Origin of the sequence: Methanohalobium evestigatum Z-7303, from assembly GCF_000196655.1 — an archaeon.
In the GTDB taxonomy this organism is placed as follows: domain Archaea; phylum Halobacteriota; class Methanosarcinia; order Methanosarcinales; family Methanosarcinaceae; genus Methanohalobium; species Methanohalobium evestigatum.
On sequence record NC_014253.1, the window covers coordinates 1,164,223 to 1,187,345 of the forward strand.

Below are 23,123 nucleotides of genomic sequence, written 5' to 3' on the forward strand. Positions count from 1 at the left end.
TACTTTAATATTTATGTACAATTTACCGTTGCAGTAAACTGGCAGATATTACTTTAACTTTAACTTTAATATGATACTGTTTATTTTTTAGGAACATAAGTAAGAAATATAGTTTCGTCTACTTTTATTTCAACTTGTAATTTATATCTATAGGTAACAAAAAATAATTTTATATGGGGGTATAGTGACTAAATGATAACATCGAAATATGATTTTAAATTAAAGGAAACAAGGTTTACATCTATCATCACAATATTTTTGTTTTTAATAGTTTCTCTGACCATGGTGGGAGCTGTTAGTGCAGCTACAATCACAGTAGATGATGATGGACCAGCTGATTACAGCTCTATACAATATGCTGTAAACAACTCCAGTGATGGAGACATAATTGAGGTAGCACCAGGTACATATAGTGAACTTGTCTATATGCAAGAACGTAATGACCTGATTATCAGGTCTACAAATGGTTCAGAAGCTACAATTATCGATGCGAAACAAACTGGAAAAAGTCCACTTAATTCACCGGGGACACCTACGCATCCTGCATTTTATGTAATGGATTGTAACAACATCACAATCAAAGGTTTCACAATAAATGATGTTATATTGGATGCGAACACGAATGAGATTTACCAATCAACAGACCCTTACCTTATGACGCCTGTTCTTTTATACAGTTCAAGTAACTGTAAGGTTCAAGACAACATTCTCCACAACTTCTACTACGGTGTCTTTTTGTCTGGTGAAGCTGGATTTGGACCTTGTAACGACAACCTGATAACGAACAATAAAATCGATGGTAACAAGTTAGCGTTTTTTGGAATTAATTTGTACGATGACGGAACAGTTGACGGCATGGAAAACAACATAATTTCAGACAACACAGTGCAAAACTGCTACTATAATATATATGCCGGATTTGATGCTGTTAACACTACCATCTCAGGAAATGTTGTCTCAGGTAGTCCGGATTTAGTCGATTACTTCCCTAGTGCATCATATACTGACCCACCCCAAGAGCTAGACAACGGATACGGGATAAAAGTAACAGGGGATGGTTTAGCTTCTGATGGTACAGTTGGAGGACAGCTGATAAAAGGCAACATCGTAACAGACTGCAAGACAGGTATTCTTTCAAATACTTTTAATGTGACTGTCAGTGAAAATATTGTTTGTAACAATAATAATGGAATTGGCATTGATGATTATCTCCACCAGGTTACTGGAAATGAGATACACTACAATGACATTAGAAATAATGAAAATTATGGCATTATAAATATTGCAGCAACAGATGTAAATGCTACATATAACTGGTGGGGATCTAATGACGGTCCCAGTGGCGAAGGACCTGGTACAGGTGATCAAGTATCAGAAAATGTAAGTTTTGAACCATTCTTAACAGAAAGGGTAAAATCCGCCAATATAAGCATTGAAAAATCTACCAATGGCGTTGATGCTGATACTCCGAAAGGTCCAGATGTGCAGATTGGCACAGATGTCACTTGGATGTACAACGTAACTAATACTGGGGATATTGTACTTTATAATATCACACTAACGGACAGCAAACTGGGTGAGATCAATTGTTCAGATACCACTCTAGATCCAGGTGAGTCTATAGTATGCGAGGTGACAGGTACTGCTCAAAAAGGGCAATATTCCAATATTGCGAATGTTACCGGTATAACACCCTGTGAAACATCTGTAACAGATACCGACCAGAGCCATTATTTTGGATATGACCACTGGGCTGGTGTCCCAACCGCTAACCCAATATTGCTTGTTGGATTGCTAGGTGTTGCGATGCTGTTGTTGCTGCGAAGAGAACAGAAATAATGAATGCGACAAATTTGCATTTCTTTTTTTTATTTATAAAGTCAATACCAGTTTAGAGTAGAGGCCGTCATTCGTTTTCTCTTGCCTCTATCATTTTTTTCAGGGATTCTCTCATGTACCGTTCCCTGTAATATTTCTCATCCAGATATCTGGACATCAAATACGTTTCAAAACGAACACGTTTGTTCTCATCCGATTTGAGTATATAACCTTGTTTTATAATATTAAAATTCAGAGTTAATGGAGCTAGGTTCATAATAGTGAGGTCAATATCATCCACTTTCAAAATACCCACTATATCATCTATGAATTTTAATTCAAGATCAAACATCTCCTGCTTGGTTAAACTCTCATCAAGCAGTACTGCAACATCCACATCGCTCAGGCGATTAGATTCTCCTTTTGCAACAGAACCGAAAAGATATGCGAGGATTACCTCATCTTTAGCCGTGAAATAATCTTCAAGTTTTTTTATGATGTCCGATTTTTCAATCATATTTTTTCCAACTATAATAGATATATCTTTACCGCTATTAATTTTGATGCATTTTTGATTCAATTGCTCAGGTTATATTCTCAAAATCATCCAATGTGAAAAGCATGAAATTGTTCTCACGTGCAAACTCCAGTGCATTCTCAGTAAATCCGGATTTTGATACAACTGCAAAATATTCAATTCGTTTGTTTTTGTGCCAGTCGACAAACTTGGATTTATCAATAAGTGATTTTAAAATTCCTACATCGATTTTCTGATTCTGCCATTTGCACTCGCAGAACAAAATCTCATTGGTATTTTCATTCAAAGCTGCAAGGTCGATTTCGTATGTGTTTTTGCCTTTACTTTTCTGGTAACGTCCCCATTGTTTGCCGATTTTTCCAAATGTAAACCCTAGGTCACCTTTTTTATTTTTCTCAATCAGAAATTGTTTTGTTATCTCTTCAAAAGTATTACCTACAAATGTATTTAATTCAGATTGTATCCTGTCAACCACTGTAGATGTATTGCCGATTTCTATCTCTGAAAGATACGGATAAACAAATCTGAACCAGAACCTGAAGAAATTGTCTTTCATCTGATAGACTACCTTTTTCGACTTCTGTTTTTCAGTTACAGGTATTTCTCGTTTGACAAGGTCCAGATCATTAACCAGGGTGTTTAGATAATAATCTAGAGATGTTGGTTTGATACCAGAATTGTTTGCAATACCGGTAGGTTTGGTCACACCCTGAGATATGTTTTTCAATATGTTGAAATAGGTATTGCTGTCTGAAATTTCGGTTTTTAGCAGAATCTCAGGTTCGTTGTACAGCATACTTGTTTTATCCAGAATCCTGGTTATTTCCTGTAAGATGTTACTGGATTCTACTTCCTCCAGGTATTTTGGAGTTCCGCCGTAGATTGAGTATATGTTAATCTTTGATTCAATTGACAGGTCTGGAAACCATTCGTTGAGTGCAAAGAAATCGAACGATTCGAACTCAAGTTGACCGGTCCTTCTACCATACAGAGGCGATGCGTGGTCAAATATACCGTGCATCATCCCAATCGATGACCCAGAAACCACCAGAAACATCTTGGAGGTTTGGCCATATTGGTCTATATTTTTCTGGATTATCGAAAATATGTTCTTGTTGATATTCAGAAACCTCTGGAATTCATCGAACACTACAATGATTTGGTTGTTCTGGGTGTACTGGAACAATTGTTCAAATATATCGTCCCACTCAGGAGTTCCAAGAAATGTTAGTCCGAATTGTTGATGGAATTTTTTTGCAATCTCAACTCTTGCATTTAAATCGTTCAGTTCCGGTACCAGAATATAGCTGAAGTTTGTTTTATCTTTCAAAAATTCGCTTATAAATCGCGTTTTTCCAAGTCTTCTCCTTCCTATGATTGATATAAACCTGAAATCGCTTTTTTTGTACTCATTTTCAAAATACCCCACTTCTTTTTGCCTGTTGATGAACTCACTTTTTATGGTCATAACAATTATTGTATCTACAATAATATTTAAAATTGATTAATAAGAGAAAGAGTTGTGGTGGATATAAGGTAAAATTACCGATGCTATAGATTTGACAAGTAAAATTTTATACCAATGTTAATATAATAATAGGCTATTTTCGGAATACCTGTTCAGTCGTTGGAGAGTAGTCAGTAATCTGAATAATCTCTATTAGCATCCAGATAATCAAGTATGTATTTTCCATATCTCTCAAAATCACCCAGCTGTTCTCTCAAAAAATTCTCCAGAAGGGAAGTATTAATTTCATCATCGACATGTACCAGAGCATCCCTCCAGCTTGCAACTGTAGAGAAATCTTTTGCAAAATCTTCTGGAATAATAGCATTTTTTCCAAGAATCAAAATAACGTTTTCATAATCTTCAGGTTTTTTCAATCCTTCTTTAGAGATTATAACCAACCCGATATCAATAACACATTCTATAGCAATCTGGATATTTCTCTCAACTGCACTGCGCATCTCATAATTATCCTGTAGGTCCATCTTTTCAGTATCGATAGTTTTCAGATAATTGACACGCTTTTGCATGAAATTCAGTTTTCTCAGAATTTTATTTTTAGCATCCATCCAAACAAACCCTTTCTTTCATAATTTTTGAAAACATCTTTGATAAAAAACGCCTTTTAACTGGTAACTTCAAAGATGGTTGATATAAACTTTCTAAACATGTGAGATGGTCTTTTGATAATTGTTTGTCACCACAAGTAATTTAGTTGCTTAATTACAAAATAACAATCATGGATGTATTAAATACATTAAAACATCATGACAATACCATGAAAAACAAGTTCGGTGCCAAAAAGGTTGGAGTGTTTGGGTCTTTTGTCAGGGGTGAAGAATTGGATAATAGCGACATCGATATTCTGGTTGAATTTGAAAAAGGTCAGAAAACCTTTGATAATTACATGGAGCTCAAATTTTATCTGGAAGACCTATTTGATAGAAAAGTTGACCTTGTTGTCATTTCTTCAATTAAACCCCAATTAAAAGACAATATCTTGGATGAAGCAGTATATGTTTAACGATTATCAATCCTGGTAGTTTCACTTATATCAGGCGGTAGTGTTCGCATCAGATTTTTAGATGATTTGATAAATGCCGTTAATAAATAAATTAATCTATAAATTATCTTTATTTGTCTGATAGATAAAACTATATCAATAGTAGTCTATAATTATCGGACAGTTTGTTTAGTCGAGGGATAACAGTCAGGGTTAAAGGTCGTCAATGTTTATTATTAACTGGGTTTGACTGCAAAAAGGTCAGAATAGCTATTGCAGTTTTCAGAGCAAATTCCGGATTTTTTAAAACACACTGAAAACTATCCCCACGGTATATTTCAAATTCATATCGAAATGCTTCATTCGGAACTATTTCATTTTCTACGATCCTGAAAGACTCATACAAAAGGGACGCCACTTTTTGCCACTCATTATCTACAAATTTTGAAGAATCTATCAGGTCGCCCGTTATCACTGAATATAACTCTTCGCTCATGTTCACCTTTAATTGTATTTTCTTATAAAGATGAAGAAAACCACGATGTCTTTAGCATCGTGGTATGATAAATAGTCAAAAAAAGATAAGTATTTTGCTAAATGATTGTATAATGCATGTATCTAACCCAGAAGAATCATCTCCGTGCTGATAAGCAGACGTATGAAACTTTGAAGAGGTTGACCAAACTGTCCAAGAACCTGTACAATTTTACATTGTACAATATCAGGCAGTACTTCTTCAACTATGGTAAATATCTCAATAAGAATACCGCTTATCACACGGTCAAAGAGAACGAGAATTACAGATTAATGCCATCACAGGTAGCCCAGAATACTGTGGAGACTGTAGATGGCGGTATGAAATCGTTCTTCAAACTTCTGGATAAGAAGAGAAAAGGTGAATATGAAAAGCCAGTTTCCCTTCCAAAATATCTGGCTAAAGACGGAAACTTCATTTGTACTTTCAAGAAAGATCAACTGAAAGTTATCGATGACAAAATCAGACTGTCATTGGGCCCTGAATATGGTAGAACATATGGAACCAGATACCTGTATTTCAAGATACCTGATAACATACTAGGTCAATACATCAATCAGGTCAGGATCGTACCGAAATACAAGGGAAGATGGTTCGAGATAGATTTTGTCTACCATGAAGATGGGGAGATTGCTGAACTTGATTACAATAGCCATCTATCGATAGATTTAGGCGTAGATAATTTTGCGACCTGCGTGACGACCAGTGGGACGGCCTTCATACTAGACGGCAGGGGTATCAAATCTTACAACCGCTGGTGGAACAAGGAGAAGAGCAGGTTGCAGTCAGTCTACGATAAACAGGATGTTGATAATGGGATCAAGATGGATAGGTTCTCTAATAAAAGGTTCTGGAAGATAAATGATTTCATGAACCAGTGTGTCAATCACATCGTTAAACACTGTCTGGAAAATCGGATTGGTAATGTTGTGATTGGAGAGCTGAAAGAGATCAAACAGGAACAGAATATCGGCAAAGAAAACACCCAGAATTTCCAGACAATACCGTTTGCCAGGTTTAAATATAAATTAGCGTCTAAGTGTAAATACCATGGTATAAAGTATCAAGAAGTAGATGAGGCTTATACCAGTAAAGTTGATGCACTGGCTTTGGAACTCATCAAAAAACATAAGAAATATCTTGGTAAAAGACCTAAAAGAGGAATCTTCCAGTCATCTACAGGTAGACTGATCAATGCCGATATCAACGGTGCATTGAACATCTTGAGAAAGGTAATCGGTGATTCCCTTGCAGGGATAACCGATAGTGGGGACGTGAACTCCCCGGGAAGAATAAGACTTTCCTGGTAACCTTCTTCCGAAGCCGCTGAGTCTTTAGCTCAGCGGTAGTTCACTAAATTATGAATGATATAATTCATATTTTAAGATTATGAATGACGTAGTTCATATTTTGCCAATATGAATATAAACAATTAAGGCTCTGTAGAAAACCTTTATGATAATTAAAATATCATGATTTACTATAGACCTGTGTACGTTGTACAGAATTAGTTTTGTTTTGACTTCTTTTACTTAATTTCTGTATTTCCTGTTCTCTCATTGATATGAATTTTCAGCTTGTGCACCATTGAGTCTTATGAGCACTTTGTCTCCAATTTCAACATCTATATTGTAGTCATATGATTCTTTTTTTGATGTCGATATCGAATTTAATTTCGTAACTAGATAATAACCATCATGTTCTGTTCTGATGCCGGATGTTCTGTATTTATAAAGGTAAAGAAAACCCTTATGTCTTTAGCCAAGTGGTAGTTCACCAGAGTTTCAACAAAAATGAGTTATTATATTTTTTTGTGTTACATGAAACGTTAAAATTTCAGAGTTATTGTATGTTCAAAATCAAAATTCTGCAGTAGTTTCTGATTCGTTTTAAAACTTTGAAAACCTGTTGACCGTCTCGCTCAATAATAGTTAGTCTTATAAACGTTCAAAATATTTGTTGGTATGTTACTATAATAATTATAAAGAAAAATAAAAAGGAATGATTATCATGTCAACTCTAACCGGAGAAGAAATTAAAGAACGGTATAGTTATTTTGCAGATAACATCTTCACGCACGAAGAGATAATCGAAATGCTTGAAGACAACGAAGATTTTGCGATAACACATGGTTCAGATGAGCATATGATAGAAAACCTCAACGAAAAAGGGGTGCATGAAGCAATCCTAGTTCTAAATAATGGAAAGATTGTCAACGCGTTCAGGTACAAAACCGATTGTGTTAACCAGTCGCATCGATATGCTGTCCAATGGGAAAATCTAGATACAGAAACCAATGAATCGGTAGGTTTTGATGATATAGAGGATGCAATCGATTTCTACATCAAGAACATCAATAATTATAATCTGATGGGATTATACGATAACCTACACGGAAATCTTGTTCATCACAGCACTCTTTGGAGAGAACTGGATAGGGAAAATCTGGAAGATAGTATGGACATTGATGATTTTACCATGTTGTACACTGTCGATTTAGACTACAAAACGCTCAGAAAAATCGTGGATAACAGCATCAATAAGGAATACATAAGATTGAAAAAGGAATGGGGTTTGTGTTAATTCAATATAACGGTATCAACACTGGGATATGTGAAATCCGATGGTTTTTCACATACTCCCTTATAACATCTTTTATCGGCTAAATGTTTATAAATATGAAGAAAACCACGATGTCTTTAGCATCGTAGTATGATAAATAGTCAAAAAAAGATAAGTATTTTGCTAAATGATTGTATAATGCATGTATCTAACCCAGAAGAATCATCTCCGTGCTGATAAGCAGACGTATGAAACTTTGAAGAGGTTGACCAAACTGTCCAAGAACCTGTACAATTTTACATTGTACAATATCAGGCAGTACTTCTTCAACTACAGTAAATATCTTGATAAGAATACTGCTTATCACACGGTCAAAGAGAACGAGAATTACAGATTAATGCCATCTCAGGTTGCCCAGAATACCATAGAGACTGTAGATGGCAGTATGAAATCATTCTTCAAACTTCTGGATAAGAAGAGGAAAGGTGAATATGAAAAACCAGTTTCACTTCCAAAGTATCTGGATAAAGACGGCAACTTCATATGTACATTCAAGAAAGATCAACTGAAGGTTATCGACGACAAAATCAGGTTATCATTGGGTTTGGATTATTACAGAACTTATGGGATTAGATACCTATACTTCAAGATACCTGGTAACATACTAGGTCAATACATCAAAGAAGTAAGGATAATCCCGAAATACAAGGGTAGATGGTTCGAGATAGAATTTGTCTACCATGAAGACGAAGAGATAGGTAATCTGGATTATAACAGCCATCTATCGATAGATCTTGGAGTGGACAATTTTGCAACCTGCGTGACGACCAGTGGGACTGCATTCATATTAGACGGCAGGGGTATCAAATCTTATAACCGCTGGTGGAACAAGGAGAAGAGCAGGTTGCAGTCGGTCTACGACAAACAGAATGTAGATGATGGAATCAAGATGGATAGGTTCTCTAATAAAAGGTTCTGGAAGATAAATGATTTCATGAACCAGTGCGTCAATCACATCGTTAAACATTGTCTGGAAAATCGAATCGGCAATATTGTGAATGGAGAGATGAAAGAAATCAAACAGGAGCAGAATATCGGCAAAAAAAATAACCAGAACTTCCAGACAATAACATTTGCTAGGTTCAAACAGAAATTAGCTTCAAAATGCGAATACCACGGTATAAAGTATCACGAAGTAGATGAGGCTTATACCAGTAAAGTCGATGCACTGGCGTTGGAACCTATTAGAAAACATAAGAAATATCTTGGTAAAAGATCTAAGAGAGGAATCTTCCAGTCATCTACAGGTAGACTAATCAATGCTGATATCAACGGTGCATTGAACATCTTGAGAAAGGTGATCGGTGATTCCCTTGAAAGGATAACCGATAGTGGGGATGTGAACTCCCCAGGAAGAATAAGACTTTCAAGGTAGACTTCTTCCGAAGCCGCTGAGTCTTTAGCTCAGCGGTAGTTCACGTAATGTCCCATCGAGTATTGTCTGATATCGAACGCAATCGATACGGTAAACCATCTATTTTAATCTACTTAGATTCTTTATTAACATTTACTATAGATTTTAAAAGTTATTTACTAGTTTTGTTACTATTCAATTTCAATTTTTGATTTTTTGTGTGACATGAAACATTGAAAATACAGAATTATCATTGAATCAAAAAGATAAGGATAATTTTCAAATCCTCATCAATGTATTTGAACAGATTCAACTTCTTCTAAAATGTTCTCTCCTATACAGGGTTTCAAACTCCTTTTTGGCACAATGTCGACTTTAACACCCAGTAGGTCTGATAGATAATTTTCAAGACCAGTGATTTTCATTAATCCAAGTTTCTTGCTAAATTCCACCAATATATCAAGGTCGCTTCCTTTTGTTTCCTCTTCACGTATGTAGGATCCGAAAATACCCAGATAACTTACATTATATTTCCTTTCAAGTTCTGGAAGATGGTCATGGAGGATTTTTTGTAATTGTTCAGGCCATTTGATGCCATAAAGTACCACCGATAAATAATATGTTAATTTATTTTGTATAAAGAAAAGTCTGCAGGTTATTTGAAAGAGATAACTTTTCGGGCTTGGTAGAAATCCTCGATATTTCCAGATATTCTAAATATCGTAAATCTACTGAATCTGACCGCTATCCCACGAGTAAACAGGCTGTACGACAATCAATGTCAAAGTGGATAACTTCTACAAAGGGAACTACCAAGTAACATAAATTATCAATCTTGACTGCTCTAATATATCAGGTGACAGCATACGTGTCTGGTTTTTGAATTATTGGATAAATGCCGTTAAAATATAAATTAATCTTCAACCTACGTTTATTTATAGTTGAGCACAAATTATTTGTTATTAACTTGCAATATATTTCATCGTTTGTTGATATAATTATAAGCAACAAATATTGAGTTATCGACTATAAATAATAAATAAAAAAAATTGATAGTATCGAATTGTCGGGCAAGCTCTTTATCGTGGGAGAGCAGTCAGCATTAATCATCGCAGCCATTTATATCCCTTCTCTCTAGGGATGATATCTGTAACCAATATTGTTTCTTCTTCAATAGTATAGATAACTCGATAATTACCTATCCTTAACCTATAAAAACTCTTTCTACCTTTTGTACCTTTTAATTTTTTAATATCTGTTCTGGGGTTTTCAGGATATGGTTTATCGCTGAGTGTATCAATACCTTCTTTAATCCTTGCTTTGGTATTAGAATCAAGAGACTTGAGATATTTAGCTACCCCTGGATGCAACTTGATTTCATAAATCATTAAATATCATCCAGTGATACAAAATACTCTCTATCTTCTAACCGTTTATATTGGCGTTCCATGAATGATTCATAATCAATTTCATCCATCAATCGGGTGAGGATTTGACTGTACGTTTCACCTTTTGAACCATAACTCTTTAGCCTGTCTCTAACTGCTTTGGTTGTGGGAATTGTTGTTGTTTCTTTCATAATTACTGATAATATTTATCAATATTATTTGTATTTATAACTTGTTATAAGCTGTTAAATTCATAAAAATATTTTTATGGTATTATATTTTATCATTTTTATTATGGTAATAGGATTATCAAAGATAATAATCCTGCATACTTAGGAAAAATAGTTATAAATAATAAAGTTTACATTTTATAGGAATTAATCTATTATTAGCTACACCCAAGGGTTATCTGATACACGGTTGTCTTTAATATGATAGAAAGTTGCAGCAACATAGGTACATGCGAACAATCATTGTCATCAAATGTAAAAAAAGGGTGCTTTATAGGAGAATTTCCTATATCAGATGATGATATTTGTAAAATAGAACAATTTATTGTGGAAAACCTATCATCGAATTACCATGATATAGTTAGTTTATCCCGTAAGTATCCTTGCACCTTAGCTTGTTTTTTAGTGTGGGAGGGAATTTTAGGTTACAAAAAAGGTGATTATTGGTCTCGTATAGAAGATATCACAGGTTATTTGAATCCCAATCAAAAAACAAATTTAGGAGATTCATTCCTTTCTTTTTTGAAAAGAAATGATTTACCATACAAAGATATGAAATATGCTCATAAATATGTTACCAATATACTTTTTCAGGGAATCATACCAAACTCATGTTTAAATAGTTTTTTTAGCAACATGTTAATCCCCCTCCACAAAAAAGAGTTTTTCAACTACGATTTTGAAGAAGTTAAATCTTTTTTTAGAGATTGGAAAAAATACGAATCAGAGATTGAAGAAATAGAAAACAAAATAGAAGATTTGAAAATTAACAAAGATTATTATTTAAATGAACTTGAAGAAATAGAAACTATAATCTCTATCTGGGATACCGTTATAAAACTAAATAATGTAGAATCTGAATTAAACAATCAATTTAATTTTAATTTTCTTTTAGATTATAAATCACCGTCAAAAAATCAAATAGTGATTGAAGATTTAGAATATTTAAAAAAAGAATACTTGCAAGATGCAAAATATTTCAAGTTGTATGACTTTACGATTCTAAACCATAGCGATTTGATAAATAAAAGTTATAACATATTTTTAGAATTAGATGACAAAGACAAAAGGTTAGAAGCTCTTAATAATAAGTTGGCTATTGTTGAAGAAAGATTAGATAAACTTTCAACTGAATTATTTTATCGAACGTGGAATAATCAGGATATAGAATATTTGAAAAATTTACCATTTAACCAATTAAAAAGTGATATAGAATACTATAATAAACTTGTAAATGATGAAAATGATAAATTAAAATCTAAAAACATAGCTGGTATTATATCTCTTTTGAAAAAGAAATTCAGTAACAACAGCTTTTTGAACAAATTTTTCTATTATGGACAAAAGGAGAAATTAGACACTTATTCTAACATATTCCAGCTTCTTGAACCTTTACCAATTGACAAAGAAAAACTTGAAAACCCCGAAACTGAACTGGTTGATAATTTAAACCAATTCTTGGCTTATCATGAGGATTACAATAAGCACAAAGGTGATATTGAACTTATTAATAGTCAATATGAAGATTCATTAGCCGATTTGAAACAAATTTCTCAAAACTCACATTTAGGTCTAAACGATTATACCAGGGAAAATATAAGTGATTTAAAACAAAAGCTAGGTAAACTTCAAGAATACAAAGATAAAACGAGCTCAGAAAAAGAAAAATTAGATTATGTTTTGGATATCATTGGTAAAAATTTTGATTTTGGTAACACCCAATTTGATTTTTTGATAAAAATAGACAAGATAATAAATGTAAAAAAAGACCTGTTAAATAATTATCATGGTATCGATAAACTGATAACCAAAATTGAGGAGACTGATAAATCGGGTTATAGTAAAAATTATTATCTCTCTAAAAAAGATGAATTAGATAATACGATAAAAGATATCAAATCACAGGTATCTGAACTTAACCGCGATTTAGAACTAAAAGAAAAACATTTTGTTTATCTGGACAAACCTGTAAGAAGGTTCTTCCTATATGGAGAAGAATTTGCTGAAAAGTTTTTACATGAATCGGTTTTATTGTTAAATAATTTTGTAAATGGAAAATACAGCAAACCAAAGTTTTTTTATTTGCCACCCAGAATAATTGACAATTTTGAGTCATGGTGGAATAAATATGGAAAAGATCATCTGGAAAGATCAAAAAATAATCAAAGTAACGATACAGTAATCAAATTCAAAAGTCCTGTTATATACTTAGATGATTTTGACAATTTGAAAGTGTATTTACCTTCTCAGTATTTAATCAAAGAAGGTTTTAATCCCGATAATAATTATTATTTGTCGATAAAACCAACTGATTCTGAATATGGTATAAATCAACCTTTAAAGATTTATGATTTTAGTGAGAACTTATTAGAAACTGAAGAAATCGATTTAAGTCTAGATAAGATTTCACATTTCTATGAATTCAAATTGTTAAAAGATGATGATGTTATTAAAACGTGGGATGTAAAACAAAATCCAGACACTAAATATACATTATACTTTTTCGATTACAAATCAAGACGGATGATCCAAAATGATACACTCCCAAGAAATAAAGTCATTATAATTTCGGATTATGGGGTTGGAATTTATCCTAATGTAGCACTTGAAAAAGGAAATTTAAGGTTTGGAAATGACCCTTATGTCTATAATACTGTTAACTTAAATTCTGTTGATGATTTATTTTTAGTGGATGAACAGGAAAATTATGAAAGGTTGCCTCTATCTAAAAAACAACCTAAGAAACCAAAATTAACAGATTTGAATATATTAGAACTTGCTACTTCTAATGGTAATAATATCCATTTTGGATCCCCACCATCGATTGAAATTAACTTAGATGATCATGAAGAAATTGAAAACTGGAAAATTTCTATAGTAAATGAGGAAAACACCGATCAACAATACCATCATCGACTGGACGAGATTAATGATATTTTGCAATTTAATATAGACGGTACTTGTAAAATACCATTATCATCTGCAAGGTTTAATGATGAACCTCTGTTTGGCAATTTTAAAATCCGTCTGAAAAACAAATTACTAAATGTGGATGAAACATTCAATCTGTGCATTGTTCCACATTTAGATATCAAGTTCAATAAATCTATATTTTTACCTGAATCAATCATGAATTCTAAAGTCGTAGCGTCTATTGAAACCTCTGATAAAGTAACTTTTAAAGCAAAAAGTCCTGCTAATAAAATAGGCAAAACTGGAAATATATATCAAATAAAGACACATAATTCTCGAGATGTTATACAGGGATATCTAAAATATCAGATTTCAAGTAACAGTTATATAGAATCACCTCTGGAAATAACTGTGCCAAAAATAACCTGGTATATCGAAGGTTTGCCTGATAAATATTCTAATGTGTATACTGAAAAAGTTGAGATTCCTGAAAGGATATTAGAAAACTCTGCAGTGAACAATTTACAATTAACAGTTAATATTCCTTATGATATTAATGGTACAAGTGAGTTGTCACTTAGTGGAACCAGCCAATACGTGAAATCAAAAATCAAAAACAAGTCGGTAACTTTCAAATTATCAGTATTTATTGATACTATAAAATCAAGTGCAAACCCCTTAAATGTGTTCAAATTCAGTTTACTTAAAAGTAGAGATTTGAAAGATATCACCCTTTTTTATGTGAAAAAATGGCACGTCAAAAACATAGAATGCAGTGATAGAAAACAAGATGGCAAACATCTATTCGAAATCTCATGGTCTGAAGAAGGCTATGAAGATAGTAAACATCTCATACTGTGGGATTTAAAATATGGGAGTAATGTCTATGAAGAAGAATTAGATGATGGGATTCAATCAACCTCTTTTGAAATAGACGAAGATAAGTTAAAACCAGGTAGATATTTAATTCATTTTGGTAAAGGAGATGGATGGGAACCTATAGTGTTCCCTGGTGAAAATGCGTTAAATACGAAAGAAATCTATTTGAATATAAAAGACACCGACATTATAGAATACGCAAAAAGAAAATTCAATAATGGTGACTATAAAGAATCTATATTATACTACAAAAGAGCATCTGAGTCTGATAAAAATCTCGAATCTTCATGGTCGCATAAAATTTATAATAGCTTCATCTATATGGGTGAATATAAAAAAGCAATAGATGTCTATTATTATCTTCTTACAAACGATTCTCATCTAAATGATACAGATTGTTCTAATATTTCTTTTGGACTCATTAATATCGCTAAAAATGAAAGATACAATAATACATTGGATATTGAAGATAATATCAATTTACTTTTATTATTTTCTTATATATTGAAACATAATAGTTCTTTTAAGAGGTCTGCTTTATGTATCAAAGATAAAAAGAGTATATTATTCAAATTGATTCATGGATTACAGTATAGATATCCTGAAAAATCTATTATCATAAAAGATGATTTTGAATCAGGAAATTATACTGAAGCGTTTGATACTTTGTACGAATTAGCATACGATTTGGGTACTGGAAATCCTTTAACTATGCAAATTGTTAATTCTTCGAGTCCAGAGTCAAATTAATAACGGTGTTTAATAATGTCTATCGACCCTATTGAAGCAACAAAACAGATAACTGATAAATATTGTTCATACTTAAGTACCAATTTTTACCTAAACGACACAGAATTACAAGAAAAATTTCAAAACAAACTTGAACCTGAAATATTTGTCAAAGGACCCATTTTGGAAGCTACACCTCCTTTTGAGAAAGGAAATACATTAAAAGACTTGATTAATGAGGGATTGTTATCTAAAAAATTCGAATTATTAGAATCAGAAGATTTGCCACTTGATAGACCTCTTTATAAACACCAGGAAAAAGCTATCAGAAATATAATAAACAAAAACAAAAATGCAGTAGTTGCTACAGGTACAGGTAGTGGAAAGACAGAAATTTTCATGATTACAATACTTAATTATCTGTTCAAACAACAAGAAAATTCAGAATTAGGTCCAGGTGTACGTGCGCTTCTTCTATATCCCATGAATGCATTAGCTAATGACCAGTTGAAAAGAATGCGTACTCTTTTAAAAAACTGTCCTGAAATAACATTTGGTCGTTATACAGGTGAAACTGAAGAGAATTATCGAAGTGCAAGAGACAAATATAAGCAAATGTACCATGAAGAGCCACTGGATAATGAGTTTATATCAAGAGACAAAATGAAAGAAACGCCTCCACACATTTTGCTTACCAATTACGCGATGTTAGAATATTTAATGCTGCGTCCAAGTGATCATATATTTTTCGATGGTTCATACGCTGATGACTGGAAATTTATTGTACTCGATGAAGCTCATACATATGACGGTGCTAAAGGTATAGAAATTTCAATGTTAATAAGACGCCTCAAGGACAGGGTTGTTGGAAATATACCCGGTGAAATAAAGTGTATCGCAACAAGTGCTACTTTAGGAAACAGTGATAGTGACTTCAAGGACGTTGCTGATTTTTCCAATAAATTGTTTGGTGAACATTTCGATGAAAATGATGTAATTGGACCCGAAAGAAAAATTGAGAATTTTGATGGTTCATGGGGAAAACCTTCGTATTTGTTGTATCAAAGCTGGCAAGATATCATAAATCAAAATGATACAGATAAAATAACAGCTTTAATTGAATCCGGTGTCAATCATAACGTTCCTGTAGATGTACTTGAAGAATCTCGGAATAGATGTGAAGGTGACTATCAGAAATTTTTATATCATGTCTTAAAAGGTGATGACAACCTGATTTCGCTAAGGAATTTACTGGAAGAAGAACCTCATTCTACCGATAACATAGCAAATAAAATATTCCCTGATGTTTCAAATCAAAAAAATGTTCTTGTGTCGTTAGTAGATTTATCCGTTAAAGCAAAACACCATAGAGATGATCAATCTTTAATCCCTGCCAGATATCATCTATTTGTTAAAGCTATAGAAGGTGCCTATCTTAGTATTCTCCCTGAAAAAGAAATTTATCTGGAAAGACGTGAATACATCGATGATGGTGATAAGAAATACCCTGTATTTGAAATTGCAAATTGCATAAATTGTGGATCTATATATTTGGTAGGTGAAACTGAAACAGGTATAAATAATAAGAAGATTTTCAAACAACCCGGACAAAAGTATCATGATGATCCAAAAAATCTAGAATATTATTTACTGATTAACAGTAATGTTGAATTGTTGCCAGATAATGAAGATGAAGAAATAATTCTGAATAATGACCAAAAAAATAACAAACATCTTATCTGTGCTGCTTGTGGATCTATTGATAAATCTAATGTAATTAATGATATATGCGATTGTGGTAAAAACAATTATATAGAAGTTGTAAAAGTAAACTCAAAAAATGGAAATGTCCATAAATGTCCTGCTTGTACAAAGACAAGAACTAAAGGAACAGTGGTCAGACGGTTTTTACAAAGTAAAGATGCGATTGCTAGTGTTTTGGCTACTTCATTATATCAACAAATACCTGAAAAGAAGTTATCAAATCCTGGAACAGGTGAACACACTAATATTGATGAATGGGATCCTATTAATAATTCTGTTAACAATTCGAATTCTGATACATCTCGACAATTATTGGTTTTCTCTGATAACAGGCAAGATGCAGCTTTTTTTGCACCTTATCTTAACAGGACATACTCAAAAATATTAAGAAGAAGGTTGATTTTAAAAACACTTGATGAAAACTCAGATAAACTGGTTGATAATGATTGGTGGATAGGTGATTTGGTAAATCCGCTTAAAAAACAATTAAAACAATTCAATCTATACCCTCATTTAAGTCCTCAGGAACAAGAAAACGAAATTTGGAAGTGGTTACTTTACGAATTACTTGGAATTGACAGTGATATGGGATTACAGGGTATGGGATTTATCGGTTTTACATTGGTTAAGCCTGACAAGTGGGTGCCCCCTCCTCCTCTTAAAAAGGAACCTTGGAATTTATCTGACGATGAAATATGGATACTTTATCAGATATTACTGGACAGTTTTAGAAAATATGGAGCTATCCATTTTCCTGATGTTGTAGATCCAAAAGATGAATTCTTTTCACCAAAGAACAACGAAAGTTATTTTAGAGAATTTGGCTCGTCTAAAACTAAAAATATTAAAAGTTGGGTTCCAAATTCAGACTCACACCTTAATACAAGGTTAGATTTTTTGATGCGGTTGTCAAAAAAATTAGGCGTAAACAAAGATAAAAAAGAACTTATTGATTTATTGAAAAATATATGGAAAACACTTGCCTTAAATAAGGCTGATAGATCATCTTATCCTTGGTATGATTACTTTAAACCAAAAGAATTGAAAGGTGAAGGTATATCCTATCAATTGGAGCATAAATTTTGGAAAATCAATTACACAAAAGCACATGACACTCAGTGGTATTATTGTGATAAATGCCAAAAACTTACTCTTTTTAATTTGAAAGGGGTTTGTCCTACTTATAGATGTGAAGGTACACTTAGAAAATGTGACCCAGAAGAACTCTATAAAGATAATCATTATTGGAATCTCTACTCAAACTTGGATCCTATGAAACTGATAGCAGAAGAACATACTGCACAGTTGACTAACGAAGTTGCTGCAGATTTGCAGACCAAATTCATAAATGGTGAAGTAAATGTTTTAAGTTGTTCAACTACTTTTGAACTTGGAGTCGATGTTGGTGAACTAGAGTCAGTGTTTATGCGCAATGTACCACCATCAGCAGCAAATTATGTTCAAAGAGCAGGACGTTCTGGAAGACGTACTGATTCAACAGCTTTTGTATTGACTTTTTGTAAACGCAGTTCTCATGATATAACACATTTTAACAACCCGATGAAACTGGTATCAGGTGAGATAAAACCGCCATTTTTTGAGATTGAAAACGAAAAGATAATAAAGAGACACATGTATTCGATAGCACTGGCCAAGTTCTGGAAAATACATAACGATAAATTCAAAAATGTGGATACGTTTTTCTTTGATAACAAAGGTCCAGAATACTTAAAAGATTACTTAGATTCAAAACCAAAGGATATACAAGACTCTTTGTATAGGATTGTACCTGAAACATTACATGATGCAGTAGGTGTAGATGATTGGAGTTGGATTAATGGGTTGCTTGATGATAATAAAGGTGTACTCACTAAAGCTAAACATGAAGTCGAATCTGATGTTAACAGTTTAACTCAAGTATGGGATGAAAGATATAAAGAGGGTAAACGTTCAGATTATCTATTAAGAACTATCAACACTATTAAGAAAAAACCATTGATTAATTATTTGTCAAGCCATAATGTTCTACCCAAATATGGGTTTCCTGTGGACGTAGTAAACTTAGAGATATTCCACCATTCTGATGAAGCTAATAACTTGGAACTCAACAGAGACTTGAAAATAGCTTTATCTGAATATGCACCTAGTAATAAAATAGTTGCTGGGGGCAAGTTGTGGACCAGCCGTTATCTAAAAAAGGTTCCACATAGAGAACTACCAAAATATAAGTATGTAATTTGTAGCAATTGCCATAGATACCAGAGAGTACTTGCAAATTCTAATGAATCATTAGATCACTGTAAATCTTGTGATGCTCCATTAACTGGAAATGAAAGGACGTTTGTGATTCCAGAATTTGGTTTCATAGTTAGTAGAAGTAAACCAGAAAAAATAGGTGAGAAGGAACCGAAAAAAAGTTTCACGACCAGAAATTATTATTCAGGTGAATCTAATAAAAATAATGAGTTAGTTTTACCTTTAAAATCTGCTATCCAATTGAGAGCGATTTCCGCTTCTCATGCTTGGATGTCAGTTATAAACCATGCAGGTTGGCAGAGTTTCAAAATTTGTAACCGATGTGGATATACTGTATTAGGTAATGATAAAGTTGATACACACGAAGATCCATGGGGTAAAACCTGCAATGGGAGGTTCATAAAATCTGATCTTGGACATGAATATATGACCGACATACTGCAAATAAACCTTGAAGGTTATTCCAATGATAACGATGAATTTTGGTTCTCTTTACTCTACGCAATTCTTGAAGGAGCAAGTTCTACGTTGGGAATAGATAGAAGTGAAATAGATGGCTGTTTATATTCTTATAAAGGTGACCCAACATCTCCTGCTATCTTATTATTCGATGATGTTCCAGGAGGTGCAGGACATGTTAAAAGGATAACCCAAGATAAAGAAACGATAAGTAATATATTAGAATCCACTTACACAAAGATGTCAAATTGTAACTGTGGAGGAGAAGATGGGAACTCTAGTTGTTATGCATGTCTTAGAAATTACAAAAACCAATTTTGCCATGATATGTTATATAGAAGCGAAGTCATGCGGTTTTTGGAAAAGTATTTCTTTGACTGATTGAGAAATAACCACCATGTAGCAAAGCTGCGATTGTTTCAAAAACTTTTTTACTTAAAAATATAGAATTTATGATTTTAGTTTCTGCTTCAGTTATTTTATTATGTCATAGGCCTGAAAAAACTAACATGTGTTGTATGGTTTGTTTTTTCGTTATATTTAGCATACCTTTACTGTTTGCAAAAGTTAAGTTTTAAATATGTTAAAGAATTGAGTAAAACTTGATGATAGCTAAAGAAACCAATCTACACACGTTTTTAAGTGGACCTCAGCAATTCATCGTGCCTATTTATCAGCGTACATATAGTTGGGATTTAAAGCACTGCAAGAAACTTTGGGATGATGTCGAAAGGCTTTTGAGTGGGCAGTATGTAAATCATTTTCTGGGTTCTTTTGTTTATATAAACAGTGATATTTATCAGGTTTCCAGTGTACCCCAATTGCACATCATCGATGGTCAGCAGCGTTTGACTACCATTTCTCTATTACTGCAAGCTTTGATAGATGTTCTGCAAAATCAAGATGTTAAGGTTAAAGGAGTTAGTTCTAACAAGATCAGGAATTATTACCTGATTAATACACTGGAAGAAGAGGAAGAACTGAGGTACAAATTAGTTCTAAACCGCAATGACAGCGAAACTTATACAAATTTACTGGAAAATAGAGAACTAAATGACAATTATTCACCAAACGTGTATAAAAACTACAAATTCTTCAAGGATAAGATAGAAGGATATGAACCCGAATATTTAAGCGAGATACTTAAAACACTCCAAAAACTGATGATCGTGGATATATCGCTGAACCCTAATGAGGATAACCCGCAACTTATATTTGAAAGTCTGAACTCTACAGGTCTTGATTTGTCGCAATCCGATTTGATCAGGAACTACCTATTGATGGGTCAGGATCATCAGAGCCAGAAAGAACTGTATAATAATTACTGGTTCAAAATGGAACAAAGTTTCGGCCATGAAAAATATCAGAAAAGGTTCGATAATTTCATGAGAGATTACCTGACTATCAAATTGAGTAGAATTCCTGTATTTGATGAGATATATGAAGAGTTCAAGCAGTATTACAAAAAGAGCGGCATAACTACTGAAGATGTTATAAACGATATATACAAGTATTCAAAACTCTACGTGAAAATCGCTTTTAATATGGAAAAAGATGAAGATTTAAACAACAAATTCAATGAAATCACCACCTTAAAAGTTGATGTAGCATATCCTTTCCTGCTGCAAGTATATGATGACTATCAAGAAAACGTGATCGAAAAAAACGATTTCATCAAAATACTTGACACAGTGATTTCATACGTTTTCAGAAGAGCTATATGCGGGATTCCAACAAACTCCCTTAACAAAACATTTTCTTCATTGATGGATGAAGTGGATAAAAACAAATATGTAGAAAGTGTGAAAGCTGCTTTGTCGTTGAAGAAAAGTTATAGGAAGTTCCCGTCTGACGATGAATTCTATTATAAATTGATTAGTATAGACGTGTACAATCTAAGAAACTGCAAATACCTGTTATCTAAACTGGAAAACTCGCACAAGTGGAAAATTAAAGAACCTATTAATGTAGATAGATATTCGATTGAACACATAATGCCGCAAAATCCAAACCTTCCAGATTCTTGGAAAAAAAGATTGGGCAGAGATTATAAACAGGTTCAAAACCAGTATTTGCATACTTTAGGAAACCTGACACTAACTGTACATAATTCTGAACTGGGCGACATGGATTTTATTGAAAAGAAGGAAGCGTATGATAAAAGTCCACTGTATCTTAATGATAGCCTGAAAGGATATGACACGTGGAATGAGGAAACCATAGTTGAACGTACAGAAGAATTAGCCAAGAAAGCACTGGAAGTATGGGCTTATCCCTACCTAGCACCTGAAACCCTTGAATTTTACAAACAACAATTTGAAAACACAGCATCAAGCTCAAAAGACTTGAATTTGCCTGAAGTTGTAAGTGAGAAAGCAAAAAACAGCGAAATGGAGCCTGTTAATGTAAAGGGTCTGAAAACAAGGTATCCAACTGTTTATCCTGAAGATCTTGAAATAGGTGACAAGTTGATACTCGATTATGGAGAAACTGCGGATATAGTTGATATCGAACTCAAAGGTCAGAAAACGTATGCTATAACCTTTGAACTTGATAAAACAGGAGAAATCGATATGATAAACAAATTGGAAACAACGCTGGTGACAATACTCTGAAAAAACTTCTATATCTAAAACACAATTTGTCAAAAGATACTGCTGAAATCTCTGGATCTACCTAAATTCCAGCCAAAATACTGACTTTAGAAAATACAGGATTCAGGATTTTTCAGCTGTTTCTTTGATAAATTATTTCAATGTTATTCATCGATTTATACATTTGATAATCATACAACATTACCACAACACAACTAATGTTAAGAATTTATATGTTTGTATCATAATTTTTAATAGGTTTTTTAAGGTGATTGTTTTTGTGTGCCGGTTTATTAATACTCATTTTTCAGTTGCCAGGGTATCAAATAACGCACAAAAAAACCATACAAATTCATGTAATCAACAGCAACGAGGGAATAGGTTGTTGATTACAGCGAGCGTGCGTTGGGGAGTTAGATGGGGGTATAGAGGAGCAGGCTAATGGGGAGGAGCCTGTTCCTCTTTTTCATTTTTGATCTAATTTTTAATTAAAATCTAACATTTTATAGGTTAAAATTGCTATTCTGAGATATA

General features: G+C 33.2%; 15 protein-coding genes. 8 read left to right on the plus strand and 7 right to left on the minus strand.

Annotation, left to right across the window (positions count from 1 at the left end; genetic code table 11):
- Nucleotides 1-192: 192 nt before the first annotated feature.
- Entirely contained in the window at nucleotides 193-1,839 is a 1,647-nt protein-coding gene (locus tag METEV_RS12680; RefSeq protein WP_013194635.1) for a right-handed parallel beta-helix repeat-containing protein, read from the plus strand.
- Nucleotides 1,840-1,906: 67 nt separating this feature from the next.
- On the opposite strand, the gene mntA is transcribed toward METEV_RS12680, so the two are convergent.
- The 3 genes from mntA to hepT form a co-directional block, all read right to left on the minus strand.
- Nucleotides 1,907-2,335, minus strand: coding sequence for a type VII toxin-antitoxin system MntA family adenylyltransferase antitoxin (gene mntA, locus METEV_RS05920; RefSeq protein ID WP_013194636.1), 429 nt, complete (start codon nucleotides 2,333-2,335; stop codon nucleotides 1,907-1,909).
- Between the two features lie 67 nt (nucleotides 2,336-2,402).
- Nucleotides 2,403-3,824, minus strand: coding sequence for an ATP-binding protein (locus METEV_RS05925; RefSeq protein WP_013194637.1), 1,422 nt, complete (start codon nucleotides 3,822-3,824; stop codon nucleotides 2,403-2,405).
- Between the two features lie 170 nt (nucleotides 3,825-3,994).
- Nucleotides 3,995-4,432 carry a type VII toxin-antitoxin system HepT family RNase toxin gene (gene hepT, locus METEV_RS05930; protein WP_013194638.1) on the minus strand — a complete coding sequence of 146 codons (438 nt, stop codon included), beginning with the start codon at nucleotides 4,430-4,432 and terminating at the stop codon, nucleotides 3,995-3,997.
- Between the two features lie 170 nt (nucleotides 4,433-4,602).
- Here hepT and METEV_RS05935 point away from each other — a divergent pair, with 170 nt between their 5' ends.
- Nucleotides 4,603-4,887, plus strand: coding sequence for a nucleotidyltransferase family protein (locus METEV_RS05935; RefSeq protein ID WP_013194639.1), 285 nt, complete (start codon nucleotides 4,603-4,605; stop codon nucleotides 4,885-4,887).
- Nucleotides 4,888-5,089: 202 nt separating this feature from the next.
- Here METEV_RS05935 and METEV_RS05940 read toward each other — a convergent pair whose 3' ends face one another.
- Nucleotides 5,090-5,362: a hypothetical protein gene (locus METEV_RS05940; RefSeq protein ID WP_013194640.1), complete on the minus strand. Its 273-nt coding sequence runs from the start codon at nucleotides 5,360-5,362 to the stop codon at nucleotides 5,090-5,092.
- 116 nt (nucleotides 5,363-5,478) lie between these two features.
- On the opposite strand from METEV_RS05940, the gene METEV_RS05945 reads away from it, so the two are divergent.
- The 3 genes from METEV_RS05945 (at nucleotide 5,479) to METEV_RS05955 (ending at nucleotide 9,398) form a co-directional block, all read left to right on the plus strand.
- The gene (locus METEV_RS05945; RefSeq protein WP_013194641.1) at nucleotides 5,479-6,711 is read left to right on the plus strand and encodes an RNA-guided endonuclease InsQ/TnpB family protein; all 1,233 of its coding nucleotides are present in this window, start codon (nucleotides 5,479-5,481) and stop codon (nucleotides 6,709-6,711) included.
- A gap of 700 nt (nucleotides 6,712-7,411) precedes the next feature.
- Nucleotides 7,412-7,984 (plus strand): hypothetical protein, encoded by a 573-nt coding sequence (locus tag METEV_RS05950; protein ID WP_013194642.1) that lies wholly within the window; start codon nucleotides 7,412-7,414, stop codon nucleotides 7,982-7,984.
- Nucleotides 7,985-8,165: 181 nt separating this feature from the next.
- Entirely contained in the window at nucleotides 8,166-9,398 is a 1,233-nt protein-coding gene (locus tag METEV_RS05955) for an RNA-guided endonuclease InsQ/TnpB family protein (RefSeq protein WP_013194643.1), read from the plus strand.
- A 269-nt stretch (nucleotides 9,399-9,667) separates the two neighbouring features.
- Here METEV_RS05955 and METEV_RS05960 read toward each other — a convergent pair whose 3' ends face one another.
- The 3 genes from METEV_RS05960 to METEV_RS05970 all read right to left on the minus strand — a co-directional run bounded on the left by METEV_RS05960 (nucleotide 9,668) and on the right by METEV_RS05970 (nucleotide 10,956).
- Nucleotides 9,668-9,985 (minus strand): nucleotidyltransferase family protein, encoded by a 318-nt coding sequence (locus tag METEV_RS05960; protein ID WP_013194644.1) that lies wholly within the window; start codon nucleotides 9,983-9,985, stop codon nucleotides 9,668-9,670.
- A gap of 498 nt (nucleotides 9,986-10,483) precedes the next feature.
- Nucleotides 10,484-10,765: a type II toxin-antitoxin system RelE family toxin gene (locus METEV_RS05965; RefSeq protein ID WP_013194645.1), complete on the minus strand. Its 282-nt coding sequence runs from the start codon at nucleotides 10,763-10,765 to the stop codon at nucleotides 10,484-10,486.
- The gene (locus METEV_RS05970; protein ID WP_013194646.1) at nucleotides 10,765-10,956 is read right to left on the minus strand and encodes a hypothetical protein; all 192 of its coding nucleotides are present in this window, start codon (nucleotides 10,954-10,956) and stop codon (nucleotides 10,765-10,767) included. The genes METEV_RS05965 and METEV_RS05970 overlap by 1 nt, the downstream gene beginning before the upstream one ends.
- Nucleotides 10,957-11,196: 240 nt before the next feature.
- Here METEV_RS05970 and METEV_RS05975 point away from each other — a divergent pair, with 240 nt between their 5' ends.
- From METEV_RS05975 to METEV_RS05985, 3 genes are all read left to right on the plus strand, one after another.
- Complete coding sequence (locus METEV_RS05975) at nucleotides 11,197-15,537, plus strand: hypothetical protein (protein ID WP_013194647.1); 4,341 nt, start codon at nucleotides 11,197-11,199, stop codon at nucleotides 15,535-15,537.
- Nucleotides 15,538-15,552: 15 nt separating this feature from the next.
- The gene (locus METEV_RS05980; protein WP_013194648.1) at nucleotides 15,553-20,376 is read left to right on the plus strand and encodes a DEAD/DEAH box helicase; all 4,824 of its coding nucleotides are present in this window, start codon (nucleotides 15,553-15,555) and stop codon (nucleotides 20,374-20,376) included.
- A 224-nt stretch (nucleotides 20,377-20,600) separates the two neighbouring features.
- The gene (locus tag METEV_RS05985) at nucleotides 20,601-22,610 is read left to right on the plus strand and encodes a DUF262 domain-containing protein (RefSeq protein ID WP_013194649.1); all 2,010 of its coding nucleotides are present in this window, start codon (nucleotides 20,601-20,603) and stop codon (nucleotides 22,608-22,610) included.
- The last annotated feature ends 513 nt before the right edge of the window (nucleotides 22,611-23,123 follow it).

Bases quoted from the DNA above. Each gene is read 5' to 3' on its own strand.
- METEV_RS12680 (WP_013194635.1), top strand. From the start codon at position 193: ATGATAACATCGAAATATGATTTTAAATTAAAGGAAACAAGGTTTACA.
- mntA (WP_013194636.1), bottom strand. From the start codon at position 2,335: ATGATTGAAAAATCGGACATCATAAAAAAACTTGAAGATTATTTCACG.
- METEV_RS05925 (WP_013194637.1), bottom strand. From the start codon at position 3,824: ATGACCATAAAAAGTGAGTTCATCAACAGGCAAAAAGAAGTGGGGTAT.
- hepT (WP_013194638.1), bottom strand. From the start codon at position 4,432: ATGGATGCTAAAAATAAAATTCTGAGAAAACTGAATTTCATGCAAAAG.
- METEV_RS05935 (WP_013194639.1), top strand. From the start codon at position 4,603: ATGGATGTATTAAATACATTAAAACATCATGACAATACCATGAAAAAC.
- METEV_RS05940 (WP_013194640.1), bottom strand. From the start codon at position 5,362: ATGAGCGAAGAGTTATATTCAGTGATAACGGGCGACCTGATAGATTCT.
- METEV_RS05945 (WP_013194641.1), top strand. From the start codon at position 5,479: ATGTATCTAACCCAGAAGAATCATCTCCGTGCTGATAAGCAGACGTAT.
- METEV_RS05950 (WP_013194642.1), top strand. From the start codon at position 7,412: ATGTCAACTCTAACCGGAGAAGAAATTAAAGAACGGTATAGTTATTTT.
- METEV_RS05955 (WP_013194643.1), top strand. From the start codon at position 8,166: ATGTATCTAACCCAGAAGAATCATCTCCGTGCTGATAAGCAGACGTAT.
- METEV_RS05965 (WP_013194645.1), bottom strand. From the start codon at position 10,765: ATGATTTATGAAATCAAGTTGCATCCAGGGGTAGCTAAATATCTCAAG.
- METEV_RS05970 (WP_013194646.1), bottom strand. From the start codon at position 10,956: ATGAAAGAAACAACAACAATTCCCACAACCAAAGCAGTTAGAGACAGG.
- METEV_RS05975 (WP_013194647.1), top strand. From the start codon at position 11,197: ATGATAGAAAGTTGCAGCAACATAGGTACATGCGAACAATCATTGTCA.
- METEV_RS05980 (WP_013194648.1), top strand. From the start codon at position 15,553: ATGTCTATCGACCCTATTGAAGCAACAAAACAGATAACTGATAAATAT.
- METEV_RS05985 (WP_013194649.1), top strand. From the start codon at position 20,601: ATGATAGCTAAAGAAACCAATCTACACACGTTTTTAAGTGGACCTCAG.